Origin of the sequence: Ekhidna sp., from assembly GCF_039960695.1 — a bacterium.
In the GTDB taxonomy this organism is placed as follows: Bacteria; Bacteroidota; Bacteroidia; order Cytophagales; family Cyclobacteriaceae; genus Ekhidna.
This window is the reverse complement of record NZ_JBDVKP010000004.1, coordinates 78,889-100,378: the sequence shown is the minus strand read 5'-3', so window position 1 is coordinate 100,378 and position 21,490 is coordinate 78,889. Positions and strand designations below refer to the sequence as shown.

The following is a 21,490-nucleotide window of genomic DNA, read 5'->3' as shown; positions in this document are numbered from 1 at the left end:
TATTCACAACATGACTATCTTGAGATCAGGTTGGATATATTTGTGTCCTTTACACTACCTAAAATCACATCTGAAAAACGAAACTATGGGTAAAATCATTTCTATCGCAAATCAAAAAGGCGGAGTTGGCAAGACAACATCAGCAATCAATCTGGCTGCAAGTCTAGCCGCCCTTGAGTTTAAAACGCTAATCGTGGATGCAGATCCGCAAGCCAATGCAACATCTGGCGTGGGCGTTGATCCCAAAGAGGTAGAAGTGAGCATTTACGAGTGCATGGTAGACGGAGCAAGCGCAAAAGAAAGTATCGTAAAGACCCAAATAAAATTCCTTGATCTCCTTCCTTCTCACATAGACTTGGTAGGTGCTGAAGTAGAGATGGTAAATATTGAAGAGCGTGAGGAAAAAATGAAGCAAGCACTTGCTGAGATCAGAGACGATTATGACTTCATCATTATCGATTGCTCACCTTCGCTTGGTTTGATTACAATTAATGCACTTACTGCTTCAGACTCAGTTGTTGTGCCTGTTCAATGTGAATACTTTGCTCTTGAAGGTTTAGGTAAACTCCTTAATACGATTAAGATTATACAAACTAGATTGAATCCAGATTTGGAAATAGAAGGAATACTACTCACCATGTATGATGTGAGACTTAATCTAGCCAATCAGGTCGTAGAAGAAGTGAAAATGCATTTTGAGTCGATGGTTTTCAGCACTATGATACCAAGGAATATCAAGCTAAGTGAATCTCCAGGATTCGGAATGCCGGCCATCACCCATGATGCAGACAGCAAAGGGTCGATTAGCTATCTTAATTTAGCCAAAGAAATTTTAGTTAGAAACGAAGTAAAAGCAGCCTGAAGAGAACATGGCAGAGAGTAAATTCAAGAAAAGATCAGGCTTAGGAAGAGGTTTGGGGGCTCTTCTGGAAGACTCTGGAGAGAAAGGAAAAATTAGTGGCTCTGGCGCTACTCCCAGAGGAGCGATAAGTGAGATTGATATCTCTAAAATTGAAACCAATCCATGGCAACCAAGATCTGACTTTGACGAAGATGCACTCAATGATCTTGCGGAATCAATCAAGGTACAAGGCATTATTCAGCCCATAACCGTACGTGCGCTAAGCGATAAAGAATTTCAGCTAATCTCTGGTGAGCGTAGGCTTCAAGCAAGCAAGAAAGCAGGCCTAACATCCATTCCAGCCTATATCCGTATAGCGAATGACCAGCAAATGCTGGAAATGGCTCTTATTGAAAATATTCAACGTGAAAACTTAAACGCAATAGAAATTGCATTGAGTTATCAACGACTCTTGGCAGAGTGTGACTTAAAGCAAGAGCAGCTTGGTGATCGTGTGGGCAAAAATCGCAGTACGATCACCAACTACCTACGTTTGCTAAAGCTTCCACCAGATATTCAGGTGGCTTTGCGTGACGGTAAGCTAAGCATGGGTCATGCAAGAGCTCTAATTTCCGTAGATGATGTGTCGCTTCAGCTTGATATCTTCAATCAAATCATCAAGCAAGATCTATCGGTAAGAAAGGTAGAGGAGCTGGTGCGATCGAAAGGAAGTAAGGAAGAAAAGGAATCAAAACCTGCAGCCGTTGATCCTGAGATCAAAAAGCTGCAGAGCAAGCTTTCCTCTCACTTCGGTTCTAAGATTGCTGTTAAGTCTAACGATCAAAACAAAGGAGAAATCAAAATTCCTTTTTCGTCCACGGAGGATTTGAATAGGATTCTTGAAATTTTAGATCTTTAGGTCAATTCTGAAAGACTACATTTAGCAACTTAATTTTACCCGGAATTACTCAATTATTCAGGTTTAGGCGCGAACTTTGCAGAGCAATTGCCCCGAATGATGAAAAAACTATTATTTGTTTTTATATTCAGCTACAGCTTTATCGGCATGTCTCAAGACAAACCAGTCTTGATTGATGATTCTACCTTTTTAAAAGCGGAAGAAGATGCCGAACTATTCGAAGAAGTTTCTGAGCTAAACCCGCAGCGTGCGGCTCTCCTATCTGCTATTTTACCTGGAATGGGTCAAGCTTACAATAAGCAATATTGGAAGGTTCCGATAGTTTTAACAGGTGTTTTGACTTTTGGCCATTTCATCAACTATAACAATAAAGTATATCACGGATTGAGAAATGCGGCTCTACTCACCGCAAAAGGACAACCAAATCCCTACCAATCCATCATATCTACTGAAGCATCATTAGTGAGAGGCAGAGAAGTTTTTCGAAGGAATAGAGATTTCTTAATCATACTTGGTTCCGCCTTCTATATACTTCAAATTGTAGATGCTCACGTATCTGCACATCTGGATGAGTTTAAAATCAATGACAAACTTGCTTTCGGTATCGAGCCATCTATTCAGTCAACTCCATTATTTTCGCAAGCTGTAGGAGTTTCATTTGTACTGAAATTTTAGTCCATGAAAATTGCTTTGATAGGATATGGAAAAATGGGTAAGGCCATTGAAAAAATTGCATTGGAATACGGGCATGAGATTTCATTGATTGTAGCCGACAATTCTGATCTCAACAAATTGAATAATTCAGCCATCGACCTAGCAATAGAATTCACACAACCCGAATCAGCTTTTAATAATGTTTGTCATTGTCTAGTTGAAGGAATTCCTGTAATCTCAGGTACAACCGGATGGCAGCATGATTTAGGCTTGGTTGAAGATTTATGTGAAGAAAAAAACGGCACCTTTCTATGCGCATCAAACTTTAGTATAGGTGTTAATCTATTCTTCGAGCTTAATAAATGGCTTGCAAAAAAAATGGCGCAACTAGATTTTAAACCTACTCTGAAAGAAATTCATCACACGGAGAAAAAAGACAGTCCCAGCGGAACTGCCATCACTTTAGCTGAGGGCATAATCGCCTCACACCCATCCATTATCGAATGGATAAATGATGAATCTACCGATCATAAAAAATTAGGAATAGTTTCTGAGCGAACACCCAACGTCCCGGGCACGCACACCGTAAGCTATTCGACTCCTTTAGAATCTATAGAAATCACCCACACTGCACATGACAGAAGCATATTTGCTGAAGGCGTAGTGAAAGTAGGAGAATGGATTCATAAAAAGAAAGGAGTATTCACAATGTCAGATTTTATTAACGATAACTAACCATATGTACTTTCACGATTTTAATCCGGTATTTGTAATCACGTTCCTTATCCTCTGGTACGTTCTTCAAGGTACTGCCTATTACAAATTCTTTGAAAAAGCAGGTAAAGAAGGCTGGAAAGGCTTTGTCCCAATTCTGAACTACTATGTACATCTTGAAATTGTAGGCCGACCGAAATGGTGGGTATTGCTGCTTTTTGTACCGGTAATCAATTTCTTCGTTGGCCTTACCATGCACCTGGACTTAATGAAGTCATTCGGAAAGTACACCTACCTTGATCAGGTTCTTGGTGTAGTCCTTGCTCCCATTTACATGAACTACATCGCATGGTCAGACACCAAGTATATAGACAAGGCGACAGAAATTCCCAAACCAAAAAAATCATTCGGAAAAGAGTGGTTTGAGGCGGTTGTATTCGCGGTATTCTGTGCCACATTTGTGCGTTGGATATTCATGGAAGCATATGTGATACCAACAGGATCCATGGAGCGATCCTTATTGGTTGGCGACTTTTTGTTTGTAAGCAAAGCTGAGTATGGCCCACGTACTCCTCAAACTCCCTTGCAAGTTCCTCTCACTCATCAAACTATTTGGGGAACGGAAATTCCATCATACATTCCAGGAGTTTCGCTTCCAAGCTTAAGACTACCGTCACTTGGGAAAGTTGAGAGGAACGATGTAGTTGTTTTTAACTATCCTGTAAACGATAACTACAATCAGCGTAAGGATGGTGGATATCATCCGATGGATTTGAAAACACACTACATCAAAAGATGTGTGGCAATTGCTGGAGAAACCATTGAAGTAAGAGATACACAGGTATTTGTAAATGGCGAGCAGCAGGAAAATCCTCCATTGATGCAACATCAATACTTTGTAAGAAGCAATGAGTCCATCCGAGAGCGAGTATTTGAAAATCTTAATGTGAACCCATACAACAGCGTATCCAGACATCCGAATGGATATTTCGTTCAAATGCCATCGAAAGTGGCGAACGAATTTGAAAAACTTTCATTTGTTGAAAGCGTGACATTGCAATTAATACCAGCGGGCGAGGCGGAAAGAAATATTTTCCCCAATGCTACTTATTTCCGATGGAATCGTGACTTTTTTGGACCACTTACTGTACCGGCAAGAGGTATGACCATAGAAGTGAACGAAGAAAACCTTGCCATGTACGGATCCACGATTACCAACTATGAAGGCCATGAATCAGTAGAGATTGACATAGACAAGCTCACTGTAAATGGTGAGGAGCTGTCCGAATACACTTTCCTGAAAGACTATTATTTCATGATGGGCGACAATCGCCACGCTTCAGATGACTCACGTTATTGGGGTTTTGTTCCTGAAGACAATATTGTGGGTGAAGCCTCTTTCATCTGGATGTCATATGATACCAATGCAAGCTTTATCAATAAGATCAGGTGGAGCAGATTGTTTGATGGTATTGAATAGTTAGGATAGCCAGCGCACAAGAAAAAACAGGCCAATAAAAAAGCCTGTTCCTACGATTAGAAAGAAGAATAAAGCAAGGCACCCCGGGAGGAGTGCCTTTTTTTCTCCATCTGCTCGATAAAAATGTTCTAAATGGTGGCTCATTGAGTGCCTGAGAAAATTTGACTCCTGATTAAATCTAAAGTTTCTTTATTGTCGATAAGAATTGTACTAATGGATTTTCTGAGACGAATATCTTGAATAGATTCCATTCCACTATTGGATCGTCTCTCTATTCGTGCAACTCCTGTAATGACAGCAAGTGCTTCAGCTAAAAGTGGCTCATTCAAATCTCCCAAAGGTGGTAAGCTTTCAAGGTAGTCCACCTCATCTACTACAATATCGGGCACGAATCCATCTCCATAATCTATATTATTTACGTTGGTGAATCTGCTGATAATAGGTTGAATAGCATATTTTGAATCAGTATGATTGACATTACTATTGTCTGGTGTTTTACGGTAATTTGGAGAATCATATAAGGTAGTTGAACCTAAATTTTTTCCCACTGTAGTAGTACCTATAAGAGTTACATCTAAATAAGGATCAAGTCCAGATATTATTAATTCTGAAGCTGAAGCGGTGCTGCTGGAAGTTAAAATAAAGACTCTACTTAAATTCAATCTATTAAGTGGGGTTGTTGCATCTGGAATAACGTCAGTAAAATACTCATTAAGATCTGCTCCTATTCTTGCCAAGGCTTCTTCTAATTCTTCATTATATCTAGATGTAGTAAAAACTGTATTGGAACTGCCGTTCCCATATATAAGAGATGCAAGAATGACGGATGTATCTACTGATCCTCCAGGATTATATCTCAAATCGAGAATTAAGTCATTTATACCTTGTGTTTTAAAGGTTCCAAAAAGATTATTCAATTCTTCATGGTATCCTTCATTATTTACAAACTGATTGTAAACCAAGTATCCAACTTTCAATCCATCAATTTCAAAGGTTTCAGACATAAGAATAGGATTCTCCGCAATCTGAATCGCACTCAAAGAAACTTCTTGTCCAGTAGATGAAATTGTATTGTCCTGAATTTCTGATAAGGTGATTATAAGATTTTCACTTTCAAAAACTAGCGGTATATAATTATCTATTGTCAGCTTCTGACCATTCACTTCTGTGAAAACATCGCCTCTAGACAATCCAGCATTTTCAGCGGGTCCGCCAGCGGTCACGTATTTAACATAGGCTAATAAATCATCGCTCCCGCTTGCTATTCGTATCAGACCAAGATTATAACCAAAAGATTTAGTTACACCTTGAAAAGACTGTTCAAGTTCTTCATAATCATCTACTATCCAAGAGAAACGATCATCTGGATGTAGAAGATCATCAAATAGTGTTTCAGGTTGATTATACCTATTCAAAAAAGTATACAAATCATTGTAAGTTGGGTACTTCTCAATGGTTAAATCTTCAACATCTGCCTGCCAATAGTAGTAGCCGTTCATCGCAAACCACACAAACTCGTTGACTTCATTTTGAAGTGCAACTGATATCCCATCATCTTTCTTGCATCCAAAAGTTATGCCTATTACAAGCATTAACCATATCAGTCTCTTTTTAATCAACTTCATATTTCTCACTCAATTAGAACAACTAGATCCTATTGTTCACTTATTAACGTAAAATTACCAATTTATAGATGTAAGACCCTTGGATGTAAGGTATTGGTTGGTTTTAGAAAATGGTTTAGATCCGAAAAAACCAGAATGTGCAGAAAATGGTGAAGGATGTGGTGACTTTAAAATTAAGTGTTTACTGTCGTCAATAAAGGCTCCCTTTTTTTGAGCATATGCCCCCCATAAAACAAATACAACGTTCTCTTTTTCTCTAGATACGACTTCAAGTACGGCATCAGTAAACGCTTCCCATCCTTTGTTTTGATGCGAACCGGCCTTAGAGGCTTCTACGGTTAGTGTCGCATTGAGAAGCAAAACACCTTGATCAGCCCATCTTTCCAGATTACCCGATTGTGGAATTGGTTTTTCTATGTCGCTTTGGATTTCCTTAAAAATATTCTGAAGCGATGGAGGATGACGAACACCATCCGAAACAGAGAAGCACAAGCCATTGGCCTGCCCTGGACCATGATATGGATCCTGTCCTACAATTACTACTTTCAAATCGTCAAACGGGCAATGATCAAACGCACTGAAAATCAATGACCCAGGTGGATAGATTCGCTTTTGTTCATACGCTCTTTTCACAAACGCAGTAAGCTCCCTGAAATAGTCCTTTTCAAATTCAGCTTCTAGTTGTTTCTTCCAGCTATCTTCGATTTTCACGGCCATATTTAATTACTTAATCCTGATGTTGGTAAATTAAATTGAAATTCTATTAAATTGTCCGTCTAGAATATGATTACTGGAGTAACCAAAGGCATAAAGGTTTCTGTAGAAACCAACTACCAACCGGAGCATTCGCAACCGGCACATGAGCACTTTGTGTTTACATACAGAATCACTATTGAAAACAATTCCAGCAATACAGTTCAACTTAAGGCACGACATTGGGACATAATTGATGCCGCGCACCCCAAGCATGAAGTAGATGGTGATGGTGTGGTTGGGAAACAGCCTGTACTCGAACCGGGAGAGATTCATCAGTATGTATCCGGTTGCAATTTAAAATCTGGCATTGGCAAAATGGGCGGTTACTACATCATGGAGCGAATACTAGATGGGCGTCTATTCAATGTTGAGATTCCCGAGTTTTTAATGGTTGTACCATTCAAACTAAATTAATCACTTGATTAGGCTTTTCCTGTTCAGGTTGCGCCATTATCTGAAGTATCGATTCAGGGCTGTTGGCTTACACTCATTGCATTCTCCATTTTTATTTGAGTTATACAATCTGGTTATCAAAACGTCTTTGGACTTTAGGTTAGAAAATGTTGAGAAGCTCAGAAAAGAACTTAAGGCAGATCATCAGATCATCGATCTATATGACTTAAAAGAGAAAAAAAATTACAGGAAAACTATTCGCTCCATTGCCCAGACTTCTTTAAGCAAGCCCAAGTTTTCAGCTTTTCTATACCTACTTATCAATCACCTAAAAGTTACCAGAGTGATGGAAACCGGGACTTCATTGGGAATCAACAGTCTATATATGGCTGGCCCAGAACGAGTAAAAAAAGTTAGCACCATTGAGGCTTCTCCTATTATTGCATCAATTGCTAAAAAGCAATTCTCCAAACTACTACAGCATAAAATAGAAATTAAAGTCGGCACAGTTCAGGAAGAATTTGAAGCACTAATCGTAAAGGAACAACCTGAAATCTGCTTTATAGATGCAGACCATCGTGCTGAGGCTGTTAAGCTTTGTGTAGATCATCTAATAAACCATTGTCCACATATTAAATGTATTATTGTTCATGATATTTATTGGTCGGATGATATGTTTCAAGGTTGGAATGACTTGGTTAAGAAGAATGCCTTTACCTTAACCATTGATCTATTTCAGGCTGGACTTATTTTTCCAAATATGGATATGCCAAAACAACATTTTACGTTGCGTTTTTAATGATTCACCATTTTTCTACTTTTGCGAGCATAATTCAAACACATGGACGAGACTAACACATCAGAAGATCAACCATCCTATATGGAGTCTAAGAAAAACAGAACTCCTATTTTCATTGTGGTTACATTCCTGCTGCTAGCTGCAGTTATCTTTTTTTACTATCAAAATCAGCAGCTTGAGGATGAGAAAGAAAGGCAGTTCCAGGAAATATTAGTCACACAAGCCAAACTAGATTCAATAGGCGATGAATTGGACATCCGTATTCAAACAATCAAAGAACTTGGTGGAGAAGTGGATACTCTTGAATTTATCAAGGCACAACTAGAAGCCGATAAAAAACAACTATTAGTGGATGCTACGTATCAAAGAGGACGGATTACCAAACTCAATAATCGTGTCGATGGATACAAAGAATTGCTTGTTTTGAAAGATGAGGAGATCAAGCAATTACAAATTTTGAATGAACAACTTTCTGAAGAAAACACAACTCTAAAAGTGGAAAAGGATCAATTGAATCAGACTGTCCAGGAACTAGAGGAAAACAAAAAAGAACTAGCAAGCAAGGTTGCTTATGCATCCAGACTCCAAATAACTGGCATTCAGATCAATGCGATTAATGACAATGGTAAGGAAAGAGAAGGTGGAGAATACCGTAACAGGCACATTGATCAATTAAAAATTCAGTTCACCGTAGTTGAAAACGAGATTGCTCCTATTGAAGGGAAAGAACTGTTGCTTCGAGTAATTGCGCCAGATGGAAATGTGCTTTTTGACGTGACTCGTGGGTCAGGATCGTTCACCTTCGAGAATCGTGAATTGTTTTTTACAGCTAAGCAAGAAATTCTTTATGATCGCAATAACCAGCTAGTGACATTCCTTTACAGTAAAGGAAGTGACTATGCTGTGGGTCAACACAAAGTGGAAGTTTATACAGATGACTACCTAATGGGTAAGGGTTCGTTCATGGTGAAATAAGTCCTATAATAATAAGTTGTAAGCTTCAAGGAGCAAAGCACGTGATAAAGTGTATTGCTCAGTGGATGAGCGGGGATGATCAAGCGAGATACCCACGACACAAAGATAAGTTTTAGCTATCCATTGTCTATTCTTGATTATTACTTACTTTTGCACCTCATTTTTAAACATTAGTTCTTAATTTATTTACAATTATGAAGAATTACGAGACGGTATTCATTTTGACTCCCGTTTTGTCTGAAGCTCAGATGAAGGATACTGTCGGAAAATTCAAGAAAGTTCTAACTGATAACGGCGCAGAGCTCGTTAACGAAGAGAACTGGGGATTACGCAAACTTGCCTACCCTATTCAGCACAAAACCACTGGGTTTTATCAGCTGTTTGAATTCCGATCAGAGCCTGAACTAGTAGCTAAACTAGAGACAGAATACAGGAGAGACGAAGCAGTGATGAGATTTCTCACTACTTCACTAGACAAACACGCAGTTGTATACAACGAGCGTAGAAAGAAAGGCGAATTCAACAAGAAGAAAGAAACTAAGAAGGAGGCAGCCAAATGACATTACAAAACGAACCAATAAACAGAGAGCAGAAGAAGGACAAGTACTGCCGATTCAAAAAGAACGGTATTAAGTACATCGACTATAAAGATCCTGATTTCTTGCTCAAGTTTGTAAACGAGCAAGGTAAGATCCTTCCTCGAAGACTTACAGGTACAAGCTTAAAGTACCAGAGAAAAGTGTCTCAGGCGATCAAAAGATCGAGACACCTGGCGCTAATGCCATATGTTGGAGATTCCCTTAAATAAGTACTGACATGGAAGTAATACTAAGAGAAGATATACAAGGTCTTGGCTACAAAAACGATACAGTTGTCGTGAAGCCAGGATATGGCAGAAACTTTCTAATTCCGAGAGGTATGGCTATTATCGCTAGTGATTCTAATAAAAAGATGATCAGCGAAAATATTCGTCAGGCTGCTCACAAAGCAGAAAAAGCGAAGAAAGATGCTGAAGGAATTGCTAAGAAAATTGGAGAATTGACTTTGGAGATCAAAACTAAAGCTGGTGAGAGTGGTAAAATCTTTGGAGCTATCACTCCAATTCAAGTTGCCGAAGCATTAACAGCACAGGGTCATGAAGTTGATAGAAAACGAATTTCTTTTGAGCAGAAAATCAAAGAAGTGGGTGAGTACACTGCACTACTTGACCTACACAAAGAAGTGCACCACCCAATCCAAGTGAAGGTGGTAGCTGAATAAGCATTTATAATTCTTAGATATATAAAGCCCTGCACCGAAAGGTTCAGGGTTTTTTTGTGAACTTTATAAAATGAAATCCACCATTTCAATTTTAATGCTTTGCACAAGCCTTCTTATGATCGCATGTGGAAGTGATGCATCTGACCCTGTCCAAAAGGAAATAGAAGATGTTGATGAACCCATCACTATTGGACCTTGTGGCGATAAAGAATATGATGTAGGCACACTTCAGTGCACACCTACTTTTTCCACAGAAGAACTTGAAGTGGTGACCTGGAACATTGAGCGATTTCCCATGCATGAAGAATCCACTTCAAAAGTTGCAAGTATCATTATTGATTTAAATGCCGACTTGTATGCCTTACAAGAAATTAGCGATGTAGATGCATTCAACATACTTGTTAGTAGCATTGATGGATATGACGGGGTAGTTGTTGACGTTCGAGGTAGCATTGAAATGGCTTTCATTTACAAAACATCTGAGGTAAATCAGGTTAGCACTCCAATCGAGTTATTTTCAGGAGAAACAAGTCCCTTTCCCCGTGAGCCGGTAGAAATCGACATCACCCATATTAATGGATTAACTGTAAAAGTTATAAACATCCATTTAAAGTGCTGTGATGGATCTGAAAGTAGACGCACTGCAGCAAGCAACAAGCTTAGATCCTATATCGATGATAATTATTCAACCGATAAGGTAATTGTATTGGGTGACTGGAATGAAGATTTTGACACGGGCTCTTCTTTTACCAATTTTATTTTAGACTCGCAAAACTATGCCTTCGTAGATCTTCCTATTTACAATGGATCTGGAGATAACTACAGCTATCCATGTACAGGCGCCTCTTATTGCCCAAGTCACATTGACCATATACTTATCACTAATGAACTTTGCGATAATCTCACTGGTACCTACACTGTAAAGTTGGATGATTGTGTGACAGATTACTTGTCTGAGGTCTCAGATCACAGACCAGTAATGGTGAGTTTGAAAGCTGATGACTAATTGATCTAACTTAGCAGAAAAAGAGTTTCACTTTGTTTAAGCTGCCATTTAATATCCCTCGATCTCTCAAAAAGATAGACTTATCTGACCCGATTTGTCTAATTGGATCATGCTTCTCCGATGAAATGAGTAAGCATTTGAGCAGGAATAAATTTAATCACTTATCTAATCCTTTTGGTACTATTTATAACCCACATTCAATAGTTAAACTTCTTAGTGGTCAAGTATCATCAAATCGAATCACAGAAAGCCAGGGTGTGAGCTATCATTGGGATGCGCATGGAGTCATTTCAGGACTTTCCAAAAAAGAAGTTGAAAAGTCGTTCGAGCACAAGCAGATCGAATTGCAAAATTTCCTCTCATCCGCAAAATGGTTGATTATCACCTTGGGCACATCCTTTGTTTATGTACATTCTGATGCAGGAGTAGTGGCCAATTGCCATAAAGTACCAGCAACCAGTTTTAAAAAAAGACTGCTAAATCAAAAAGAAATCATTGACCAATTCAGTGAACTCCACTCCCATCTTTCCGGTATCAATCAGAAGCTAAACATCCTTTTCACGATTAGTCCAGTGCGTCACATAAGAGATGGGCTCATAGAAAACAATAGAAGCAAGGCGATCTTATTGGATGCTGTTCATACTTTAACGGAGTTATATGATAATGTAGGCTATTTTCCTTCCTATGAAATACTCATTGACGAACTAAGAGATTATCGTTTTTATCAATCTGATATGATCCATCCTTCGGAGGAAGCAAGCGAGTACATTTGGAATATGTTTAGTGATAGTTATTTCGATCAAGAGACAAAGAAGATTCTTTCCGAATGGGGAAAAATTAGAACTGCGCTAAATCATAAGCCATTCCAGCCAAAATCTGAACCTCATCAAAAGTTTTTAAAAAGCACACTTAAAAAGCTATTAAGTATGAATGGAAAAATGGATGTCACTGTTGAATTGGAACAATTGAAAAATCAGATCAAATGAGAATTTTATGTCTTGCCTTTATTGTGCTAGCCTGTCAATCTAAAAGCCAAAATGAGATGTTTGAACACACGAATGACCTTATCCGCTCAACAAGCCCGTATCTTCAGCAGCACGCTCATAACCCTGTAAACTGGCAAGAATGGGGGCAAAAAGCATTGGATCAGGCAAAAAAAGAAGATAAACCAATTTTAGTGAGCATTGGCTACTCTAGTTGTCATTGGTGCCACGTCATGGAGAAAGAATCATTTGAAGATACTGCTGTCGCCAAAATCATGAACGAAAACTTCATCAACATTAAAGTTGATAGAGAAGAACGTCCCGATGTAGATCAAGTGTATATGGACGCTGTGCAAGCCATGGGCCTTCAAGGTGGCTGGCCGTTAAACGTATTCCTTACTCCAGATCAAAAACCCTTTTATGGAGGAACCTATTTTCCAAAAGAAGGTTGGGTGAATCTATTAACAAGTGTCGCAGAAGCGTTTGAAAAGAATAGAGATAAAATTGATGAGTCAGCTGAAGCATTCACCAAAAACCTTCAGGCAAAAGAATCAGAAAAATACAAACTTGAAGGAACCGCTTTCAGGCTATCTGCAGAAGAAATTCAAACTACTTATGAAAATCTTGCAAGAAAATTTGATCCTATAGACGGGGGTATTAAAAAGTCTCCCAAATTTCCAATGCCCTCAGTGTGGCAATATCTTGCAGTATATGCACAACAAACAGGGAATAAAGAGGCACTGGATCATTTGGAATTTACTTTAGAAAAGATAGCGAATGGTGGAATCTATGATCACGTAGGTGGAGGATTTGCCCGCTATAGTACTGATGAAGAGTGGCATGTGCCGCATTTTGAAAAAATGCTCTATGACAATGGTCAACTTTTAAGCTTATATGCCAATGGATACAAGCTTACTGGAAATCCGAAATTTGAAGTTACCATTCTTGAAACTATAGAATGGTTGAAACGGGAAATGCTTGACAAGACAGGTGGATTCTACTCCGCACTGGATGCTGATAGCGAAGGTGTAGAAGGCAAATTTTATGTTTGGTCCTATGATGAAATAGTTCAATTAACTAGTGGTAACGTCAATCCAGTCGCTGAATATTATGATGTAAAACCAGATGGAAACTGGGAAGGAACCAATGCGTTAAGAGTCGTCACAACTGAAGAAGATTTGATGCTGAAGTATAATCTTACTCACGAGGAATTCCACTCCAAGATCAATGATTTCAAAAAAGCAGCTTTATCCCAGAGGGAAATCAGAATACGTCCCGGCTTGGATAACAAAATCATAGCAGGATGGAATGGTTTAGCTCTATCTGGCCTTACGGAATCATTTCAAGCACTCCAGGATTCCGCCATTTTAGAATTAGCAAATACGAACGCAACGTTCCTTAAAAGTCTAATAAAAGATGGAAAGCTGTATCGGTTCCCAGATAAAGAATTGGAAGGCTTTATGGAAGATTATGCCGCCGTTATACAGGGTTTCATTAAATACTATGAGACCACATTGGATCGATCTTATTTGGAAATGGCTAAGACTTTAACGGCTCGAGCTGAAGAAGCCTTTTATGATGAAAGTGAAAATCTTTACTACTTCAGTAGCACAGAAAGCTCTAATCTAATCGCGAGGAAGAAAGAGCTTTTCGACAATGTGATTCCTTCATCAAACTCACTCATGGCCTGGAACCTGGTGCATCTTGGAACTCATTTATATGATGATGAAGTAATCAAGAAAGGTCAATCTATTCTAGCCCAGACAAGAGAACTTATCATTCAAGAACCTGAATATATGAGCAATTGGGGAATGCTGGCTATGGAGCTGTCAGACACCTTTGCTGAAGTGATAATTGTGGGGCCTAAAGCAAAAGAATTTGCCAATGAAATAAACAAAAAATATATCCCCAATAAGATTATATCAGGCATTCTCAATGAAACAGAGATGCCTCCATTTGAAATGAAAACTGCTATAAATGGGGAGACAACGATTTATATCTGTTACAATAAATCTTGCAAGCAACCAGTAACAGAAGTAACGGAAGCATTGTCTCAAATTAAGAAAACTGGCAAATAGTTTCATTGAGCTAGCTTTTTTTCCCACTCATCGATTTTATGCTTCGCTCAAATTCAGCGAAGGTATATTTAGAGTAGAGATAAATTTTAATGCTTTGATAAACAATCGAGCTGTGGAGGATGAGTTGCATATTCTATTGATAGATGATGATCCGATGATAAATTTTTTAAATAAAATCATCATAGAAAAATCTAACATAGGAGCTAAAATATCTGAAATAACACAAGCAGAGCATGCCTTAAAAGAAATATCTGTAGGGAACCTTAATCCATCGCTTATTCTTTTAGACCTAAATATGCCCGTCATGGATGGCTGGGAATTTGTAGAGCAATTTGAGAAATTGTCCAATAGATCGCTTGGGGCAAAGATCATTATACTCTCATCTTCAATTAATCCTTCGGACAAAGAAAAAGCATCAAGTTTATCTACAATTTCAGATTTCTATAGTAAACCGCTATCACTAGAAATGATTAAAGAAATAAAGGACCGGTTTGTCAACTAATTATACAGTAGAAACCTTTTCCGCCTAATAAAACTCCCATTCGGTATATATTTATATAGTTGAAAAAACTCAAATTCCATCTGACTACATTCTTAATTGTGGCAATAGTCATTCCAATTGCTTCACAACATTTTCCTTCCAGACAATACATGACAGTTGATGGTATGCCAAGCAATAGTGTATTCGATATTGCACAACATTCGTCTGGAATGATGTGGTTTGTAACTAAACTGGGCCCAGCCTACTACGACGCAAATAGCTGGTATTCATTCCCAGATTCTCTCGGACTTCCTACGTCCTATAACTCCAAAATTGTGATCGCGGATAGTACTATTTGGGTGGCTGGATTAAATAAGACCAACTTTACCATTCAATATTACACCAACAAATGGGTCAAGATAGATGTACCATTTAAGCCCAATAATTTTGAAGATCACATTGCATTTAATGTATTTAAAACGGGAACTACTTACCAGGTAATCATAGGCGGACAAAATGAATTGCATGTCTACGATCTTCTACGAAATAAATGGACTAAAATAGAAACCAGCAATTTTTCCATTAATAGTATTCATCTAATTGGTGAAAAACGCGTCATCAGCACTTCATCTGGTTTGTGGGAATTGAAAGACAAAACACTGAAACTCTTCAACCTTCCCTACTCAGAGTTACCAACAAAAACAATTCTTACCTACCATTACAAAAATGGCATTCTACATCTCCTTGGATACAACTGGTATGGAGAGATCACAAATAACAAAGTCACCTTTTTATTGAATGATATTGGTCTGCTAAGTTCATCTTTGACAAACCAAAGCAGTCTTGTTGTCGATCAAAATGGAAATGTATTTTTTGGGTCGAGCACGCCAGCACGAATGATTAATCGTGAAAATAAATCATGGCAAAATCTTCTGATAAACGGCGAAAACGTGAATATTGGAAGCACCAGTATTTATTGTGATGCTGAAAATAATATTTGGGTTAGCGATTCAAGAGGTCTTTTTAAATTCAACGTTCTTCAATTCCTCAGCTATAACAAATCCTCCGGTCTGGCCAGTGATGAAGTAACCGCTGTAGATCAACTTTCAGATGGAACTATTGTACTTTCTAATCCATATCATTTTAACATTCTGAAAAATAATGGCATAGATCAATACAGCTATAACATTGACAAAAAACTTACCTATAGGATTTTATCCATTGAAGAGGATGAGGTAAATAACCGCCTTTATATGGCTACTAATGATGCCGGTTTGCTCGTCTATGACAGAGGTAAATATGAAGAACCTTCCCAAGTTTACTCTGGAGAAAAACTAAGAATTACTGCAGTTAAATCATACAACAAGACCATTTATGCCGCTGGTGATCATGGGATTTATAAACTGGAAAATAACAATCTCAATAAAATTAATAATCACAGAGGTATTCGAAACATCAGCCGCGTAGGAGATCGTCTGGCATTTTTGTCCAATTCAAACGGCATATATCTTTATGACGGAAGTTCGTTTACCCACTATAATTCAACTAATTATGATCTAAGTAGCGTGTATCAAGGTGTCCTTTATAATGAAGATACTATTCTCGCAACCAGGGACGGTTTGGGCATTATTCAAGATGGGGAAATTAAAAATTGGAAAGAGGTTGCCATTAATTCCCCAGCCTATGGCTTGCTCGTTGATAAGAATAATCAGCTATGGATTGGTGGTGACCATGGCGTGTATCTATACAATGGAAACACCCTTCAATTGTTCGATATGAATCAAGGGCTCTCGGGAAACGAAATAAATCGGAATGCGCTTTTTGAAGATTCGAATGGACAGGTGTGGATAGGGACCGAAAAAGGAGTTTCGATTTACAACCCAGACAATAATTTAGAAAAAAACATCAATCTCAAAGTCAATATAACCGAAGTAAAAACAAGCAATGGAGTCACAGAAAGCTCACTAACAAATAATTCATTGACATACGACAATAACAATCTTCAAATTTCATTCAATTGCCTTTCCTTTATTGATGAAGACAAGATAAACTATCGGTATAGAATCGATACTATTTCAGGAAACTGGATAGAAAAATCAGATGCAACGAATAAAATAACATTTAGTAACCTCAAGGCAGGAGATTACCAATTCGAGATTCAGGCACGCTTCAGTTTAAATGAGTGGGGACCCATTTCAGGTTTTAATTTTAGCATTAAAAAGCCGGTTTATATGAGGTGGTGGTTTTATGTACTTTCAATTTTCTTACTTGCTGTGTTAGCTCGAATTATTTTCTTCTTTAGGTATTTATACCTTATCAGAATACAAAGGAAATTAAAGAAAATAGTAGCTGAACGAACACAGGAAATTACTGAATTGAATCAGCTACTTGAAGAGAAGGTGAAAGAGCGCACTAAGCAACTCAATGACAAAAATCTAAAATTGGAAGAGTCTGCTTACATGAATGCTCACCACCTGAGAGGACCTCTTACCAAAATAATGAGTGCCGTTCAAATAGCTGAAATTAATAATGACGAAATTTTAGATAAAAATATCATCAAGATTCTTAAGAAATCAACCGAAGAATTAGATAAAGTCATTTACTCAATTAATGACATTTTGAAAGATGAGTAATCGCTTACCCGTAACAACTATTCATGCGATTTTGGTCAAAAAATGGATAATAGATTAAGTTTTTTATAGAAAATGGTAGCTTCGAATCATATTGAATGATCGAAACCAATATTGCGAAATTATCCTCCCTCTCCCACTACCAGGGACATTCACTTACGCTATTCCGTCAGAGTACAGTAATCTATATCAAGGTTCTCGAGTAGTTGTGTCCTTTGGAAAAAAGAAGATTTACACAGGAGTTGTATTAAAAACTCATAATCAATCTCCTACAGGATACCAGCCTAAAGACTTGCTGGATGTGCTGGATGAACAACCTATTGTCACTGAAAGACAATTGCAGTTCTTTCAGTGGATGGCACGCTACTATATATGCTCGCTTGGCGAGGTAATAAACGCTGCTTTGCCAGCAGCTCTTAAGTTATCCAGTGAATCATTTGTTGGTATCAACCCAGAAATAGACCCTGATGCTGCAGATGTAGATGATCGTGAATGGGAGCTACTCCGTAGCTTGAAAAGTAACGACCTTACCATGAAAGATGTTAGTGAGGTTCTTGGATTAAAGCAACCTCAACGTGTTTTAAAAAAACTATCTGAAAGAGGCTTGATTGATCTGTTCGAAAAGGTAAAAGACAAGTATCAACCTAAAAAAGTCAGACGAGTTCGGATAGCTGACGCTTTTTTAAAAGAAGGTATGCTTGAGGGGTTGATCAATGAATTAGAATCAAAAAGTAAGCAGCAAGATATACTACTTGCTTACCTGCGAAATGTTCCCGTCTTGGACACTCCGGAAACCAATGCCAATGGAATTTTAAAATCACAGTTGCTCACGGAAGAACTAAGTCCTTCTTCACTTAAAACCCTGATTAAAAATGAGATTCTGACCGAATGGGAGGAAGTAGTTTCAAGACTTCCCGCAAGCATATCAGACATTTATGGTGAAATAAAACTCAGCCAGGAACAAGAGCATTGTAGAAGACTTATTAAAGATACGTTTCGAAATCAGAATACAGTATTACTTCACGGAGTTACTGGAAGCGGGAAAACTGAGGTTTTCATTGAGTTGATAAAAGAGCAAGTAGGTCAAGGCAAACAGGTCTTATACCTCTTACCTGAAATAGCACTGACTACACAGATCATTGCGCGCTTGCATCGAATATTTGATAATTCATTCGGAGTCTACCACTCCAGATATTCAGATAACGAGCGCGTGGAGGTTTGGCAAAAAGTACTAACCAAGGAATACCTATTTGTTGTGGGAGTTCGAAGTGCGGTATTTCTTCCTTTTTCTGATCTGGGATTAATAATCGTTGATGAGGAACATGAACCGTCCTACAAACAATTTGAGCCTGCTCCCCGCTACCACGCAAGAGACTCAGCGATCTACCTTTCTACCATTCACCAAGCCAATGTTTTGTTAGGAACAGCCACGCCCTCTCTAGAGACTTATCAAAATGCACTGGATGAGAAATATGGTTTGGTTGAGCTAACCTCCAGGTATGGCTCGGCTTACAATCCTACCATGGAGTTTGCGAATGTAAGCCGTGAGCGTAAACAGCGAAAGCTCAAGGGAAATTTTACCTCAGTTTTAGTGGGAGCCATCCAGGAATCACTCGATAAGAAAGAACAAGTTATTCTGTTTCAGAACAGAAGAGGATATGCTTCTTACATCACATGTGATAACTGCAGCACTATTCCGAAGTGCCCCAACTGTGCAGTTAGCCTTACCTATCATCAGTATAACCATAAGCTCGTTTGCCACTATTGCGGCTACAACCAAAGCATGTATAGTGATTGCCTTCATTGCGGCAGCAATGAACTCCGCAATGTAGGATTTGGAACAGAAGAACTCGAAGAAGAATTGAAGCTGCTCTTCCCGCAGGCGCTCATTCAGCGTATGGATCTTGATACGACCCGAAGTAAATATGGGTATCAAAGAATAATCGAATCATTTGAAGATGGAGAAATTGACATCCTGGTAGGAACACAGATGGTAAGCAAAGGACTAGATTTTGATCGAGTAAACCTGGTAGGCATTTTTGATACTGACCGAATGATCCATTTCCCAGATTTTAGATCCCATGAAAGAGCCTATCACCTCATCACACAAGTAAGCGGACGAGCAGGTAGAAAGTCAAAAAATGGCAAAGTGGTCGTACAAACCAATGATCCAGATCAGGAGCTATTGCAACGAGCTAGAAATGATAATTACCAAGCATTCTTTCAATGGGAAATTTTGGAGCGGGAGCGCTTTCATTATCCCCCATTTGTACGGCTTATTAATATCACTTTCAAGCATCGCGAGAAAACAGTTTCTTTCCAGGCTGCTAATTTTTTCGCTGCTGATATTCGTAAAAACCTTGGCAATCAACGCATGATTGGTCCTGTTGAGCCACTGATTGGTAAAATCAGAAACATGTACTTGCACGAAATCACATTGAAAATTGAAAAGCAAGGCATTAACTTGCCGGCTATAAAAGAATATCTGAGATCTGTTGAGCAAATGATGAAGCAAATGCCTGCATTCAAAAGTGTTGGCGTGGTATTTGACGTAGATCCAATATAGCAGCGAAAACCGAGTGAAAAACATTCTAGGCATCCTTACTTTCTTTCTATTAATTGTCGCATGCGATCCATGTGATGACTGTGATTCGGTGGCTTTTGAGCCGACAGTGTCGTTTATATTCATCAATCAGGATAGCATAAACTCCATAGATGATAGTCTTTCTGTTTTTGCATTTAATGATTCTTCGTTTTCAGCTAATGTAGACTCTCTTGATATATTGAGAGATAGTCTACAATCTGTAAATGACTCCATTGCAAATGGGGGTGATTTAAACAGCGAGCAAATGAACCTCGAACAGTGGATCAATGAACGTCAAACCGATTCAGCTCTTTTCGCTACAATTAACAAAGATGCTGATTCAATTAGTGGCATATTCAATGCAACAAAAACCATAATCAACTCAGGATTATTACTTGTTGATCAAATAGAAATATTAGGAGCCAGTAGCACATTGACTTACCAAGACAGTGCCATTATCTGGAGCATCCCACTTTCTTATGAAGGCGCCTTCACACAATATGAAGTCACAATTGCTGGCGAAGCTGAAATAATTGAGTTGGCTTATGATAATTTTCAAGAAGTGGGTGAGCAACGAAACGTGTTAATTCGTGCTGAAAACATCAGGGTCGTGAACGAACCCTACGATTCCTTAATAAACTGCGAAGAAAACTGCATAGATGGCGAAGCAACATTTACTTTTTATTTTTAGCCTGATTCTTTCAGCTAGCTGCTTTGCTCAAACTGAAGCAGATTCTGTAGTGTTTAAGCGAACGATCTCCCCTTCACTTTATCTTGACTATGGAAAATTGGTAACCATTCCTTCCAACTTTGAGACAAAGTATGAAGGAGGCATAGAACTTTTATTTTTAGAAAAATTCCCACTAATTGTGGAAGTGGGACAAGCAACGCTATCACCGGAGGGTGCCTACTCAAATGGAACCTATGAAAGCAGGGGGTTTTACTACAGGATCGGTGCGGGTTATTACAGCCAGTTTCTAGCAAAAAGTAAGATTGGATTAACCTTAAGATATGCTTCATCTACTTTTTCCGAAGACGGTCGTATTTTCATTGAAAGTCCTAGCGGCACACAAGGCAACTTTGTACAAAACCTAGTGAGAGAAGACCTGAAAGCTACTTGGTATGAAGTCGTGGTTTATTCAGATCAAAAACTATCTGATCTTTTCACCATAGGGCTTAATATTCGCCTCAGGGTATTGGCAAATTATGATGAACAGTCACCGGTAGATGTTTACGCCATCCCTGGATATGGACGAGCGTTTGATAAATCCATCCCGGCGGCAAATTTCTTTTTGAAGTTGACTTTTTAAAT

21 protein-coding genes are annotated in these 21,490 nt (G+C 38.6%); 19 read left to right on the top strand and 2 right to left on the bottom strand.

The window, feature by feature from the left end; translation table 11 throughout:
* The first annotated feature begins 85 nt into the window (after window positions 1-85).
* The 5 genes from ABJG98_RS01235 (at window position 86) to lepB (ending at window position 4,608) form a co-directional block, all read left to right on the top strand.
* A complete protein-coding gene (locus ABJG98_RS01235; protein WP_348277633.1) occupies window positions 86-862 on the top strand; it encodes an AAA family ATPase in 777 nt (258 codons plus the stop codon).
* 7 nt (window positions 863-869) lie between these two features.
* Window positions 870-1,760 (top strand): ParB/RepB/Spo0J family partition protein, encoded by an 891-nt coding sequence (locus ABJG98_RS01230; protein WP_348277632.1) that lies wholly within the window; start codon window positions 870-872, stop codon window positions 1,758-1,760.
* Between the two features lie 99 nt (window positions 1,761-1,859).
* Window positions 1,860-2,435, top strand: coding sequence for a DUF5683 domain-containing protein (locus ABJG98_RS01225; RefSeq protein WP_348277631.1), 576 nt, complete (start codon window positions 1,860-1,862; stop codon window positions 2,433-2,435).
* A 3-nt stretch (window positions 2,436-2,438) separates the two neighbouring features.
* Complete coding sequence (gene dapB, locus ABJG98_RS01220; protein ID WP_348277630.1) at window positions 2,439-3,149, top strand: 4-hydroxy-tetrahydrodipicolinate reductase; 711 nt, start codon at window positions 2,439-2,441, stop codon at window positions 3,147-3,149.
* Window positions 3,150-3,153: 4 nt separating this feature from the next.
* Entirely contained in the window at window positions 3,154-4,608 is a 1,455-nt protein-coding gene (gene lepB / locus ABJG98_RS01215; RefSeq protein WP_348277629.1) for a signal peptidase I, read from the top strand.
* A 140-nt stretch (window positions 4,609-4,748) separates the two neighbouring features.
* On the opposite strand, the gene ABJG98_RS01210 is transcribed toward lepB, so the two are convergent.
* Together ABJG98_RS01210 and ABJG98_RS01205 are read right to left on the bottom strand one after the other, a co-directional pair.
* Window positions 4,749-6,233, bottom strand: a complete 1,485-nt coding sequence (locus tag ABJG98_RS01210; RefSeq protein ID WP_348277628.1) for a S41 family peptidase — start codon at window positions 6,231-6,233, stop codon at window positions 4,749-4,751.
* Between the two features lie 54 nt (window positions 6,234-6,287).
* Window positions 6,288-6,950 (bottom strand): uracil-DNA glycosylase, encoded by a 663-nt coding sequence (locus ABJG98_RS01205; RefSeq protein ID WP_348277627.1) that lies wholly within the window; start codon window positions 6,948-6,950, stop codon window positions 6,288-6,290.
* 66 nt (window positions 6,951-7,016) lie between these two features.
* Between ABJG98_RS01205 and apaG the strand changes: the two genes are divergently transcribed.
* From apaG to ABJG98_RS01135, 14 genes are all read left to right on the top strand, one after another.
* Window positions 7,017-7,403, top strand: a complete 387-nt coding sequence (gene apaG, locus ABJG98_RS01200) for a Co2+/Mg2+ efflux protein ApaG (RefSeq protein ID WP_348277626.1) — start codon at window positions 7,017-7,019, stop codon at window positions 7,401-7,403.
* Between the two features lie 4 nt (window positions 7,404-7,407).
* On the top strand, window positions 7,408-8,181 hold the full coding sequence (locus ABJG98_RS01195) for a class I SAM-dependent methyltransferase (protein WP_348277625.1): 774 nt from the start codon (window positions 7,408-7,410) through the stop codon (window positions 8,179-8,181).
* Window positions 8,182-8,223: 42 nt separating this feature from the next.
* A complete protein-coding gene (locus ABJG98_RS01190; protein ID WP_348277624.1) occupies window positions 8,224-9,156 on the top strand; it encodes a chromosome segregation protein SMC in 933 nt (310 codons plus the stop codon).
* A 194-nt stretch (window positions 9,157-9,350) separates the two neighbouring features.
* Entirely contained in the window at window positions 9,351-9,716 is a 366-nt protein-coding gene (gene rpsF, locus ABJG98_RS01185; RefSeq protein WP_348277623.1) for a 30S ribosomal protein S6, read from the top strand.
* Window positions 9,713-9,964 carry a 30S ribosomal protein S18 gene (gene rpsR / locus ABJG98_RS01180; RefSeq protein WP_348277622.1) on the top strand — a complete coding sequence of 84 codons (252 nt, stop codon included), beginning with the start codon at window positions 9,713-9,715 and terminating at the stop codon, window positions 9,962-9,964. Before rpsF ends, rpsR begins: the two co-directional genes overlap by 4 nt.
* Before the next feature lie 8 nt (window positions 9,965-9,972).
* Entirely contained in the window at window positions 9,973-10,416 is a 444-nt protein-coding gene (gene rplI / locus ABJG98_RS01175; protein ID WP_348277621.1) for a 50S ribosomal protein L9, read from the top strand.
* Window positions 10,417-10,486: 70 nt separating this feature from the next.
* Complete coding sequence (locus ABJG98_RS01170; RefSeq protein WP_348277620.1) at window positions 10,487-11,422, top strand: endonuclease/exonuclease/phosphatase family protein; 936 nt, start codon at window positions 10,487-10,489, stop codon at window positions 11,420-11,422.
* A 32-nt stretch (window positions 11,423-11,454) separates the two neighbouring features.
* Window positions 11,455-12,408 carry a GSCFA domain-containing protein gene (locus ABJG98_RS01165; RefSeq protein WP_348277619.1) on the top strand — a complete coding sequence of 318 codons (954 nt, stop codon included), beginning with the start codon at window positions 11,455-11,457 and terminating at the stop codon, window positions 12,406-12,408.
* 56 nt (window positions 12,409-12,464) lie between these two features.
* Window positions 12,465-14,483: a thioredoxin domain-containing protein gene (locus tag ABJG98_RS01160; protein ID WP_348277618.1), complete on the top strand. Its 2,019-nt coding sequence runs from the start codon at window positions 12,465-12,467 to the stop codon at window positions 14,481-14,483.
* Between the two features lie 94 nt (window positions 14,484-14,577).
* Window positions 14,578-14,985, top strand: a complete 408-nt coding sequence (locus ABJG98_RS01155) for a response regulator (protein WP_348277617.1) — start codon at window positions 14,578-14,580, stop codon at window positions 14,983-14,985.
* Window positions 14,986-15,044: 59 nt separating this feature from the next.
* On the top strand, window positions 15,045-17,597 hold the full coding sequence (locus ABJG98_RS01150) for a two-component regulator propeller domain-containing protein (protein WP_348277616.1): 2,553 nt from the start codon (window positions 15,045-15,047) through the stop codon (window positions 17,595-17,597).
* 91 nt (window positions 17,598-17,688) lie between these two features.
* Window positions 17,689-20,160, top strand: a complete 2,472-nt coding sequence (gene priA, locus ABJG98_RS01145) for a primosomal protein N' (protein ID WP_348277615.1) — start codon at window positions 17,689-17,691, stop codon at window positions 20,158-20,160.
* A gap of 13 nt (window positions 20,161-20,173) precedes the next feature.
* A complete protein-coding gene (locus tag ABJG98_RS01140; protein ID WP_348277614.1) occupies window positions 20,174-20,869 on the top strand; it encodes a hypothetical protein in 696 nt (231 codons plus the stop codon).
* Window positions 20,838-21,488, top strand: a complete 651-nt coding sequence (locus tag ABJG98_RS01135; RefSeq protein WP_348277613.1) for a DUF6048 family protein — start codon at window positions 20,838-20,840, stop codon at window positions 21,486-21,488. The genes ABJG98_RS01140 and ABJG98_RS01135 overlap by 32 nt, the downstream gene beginning before the upstream one ends.
* The last annotated feature ends 2 nt before the right edge of the window (window positions 21,489-21,490 follow it).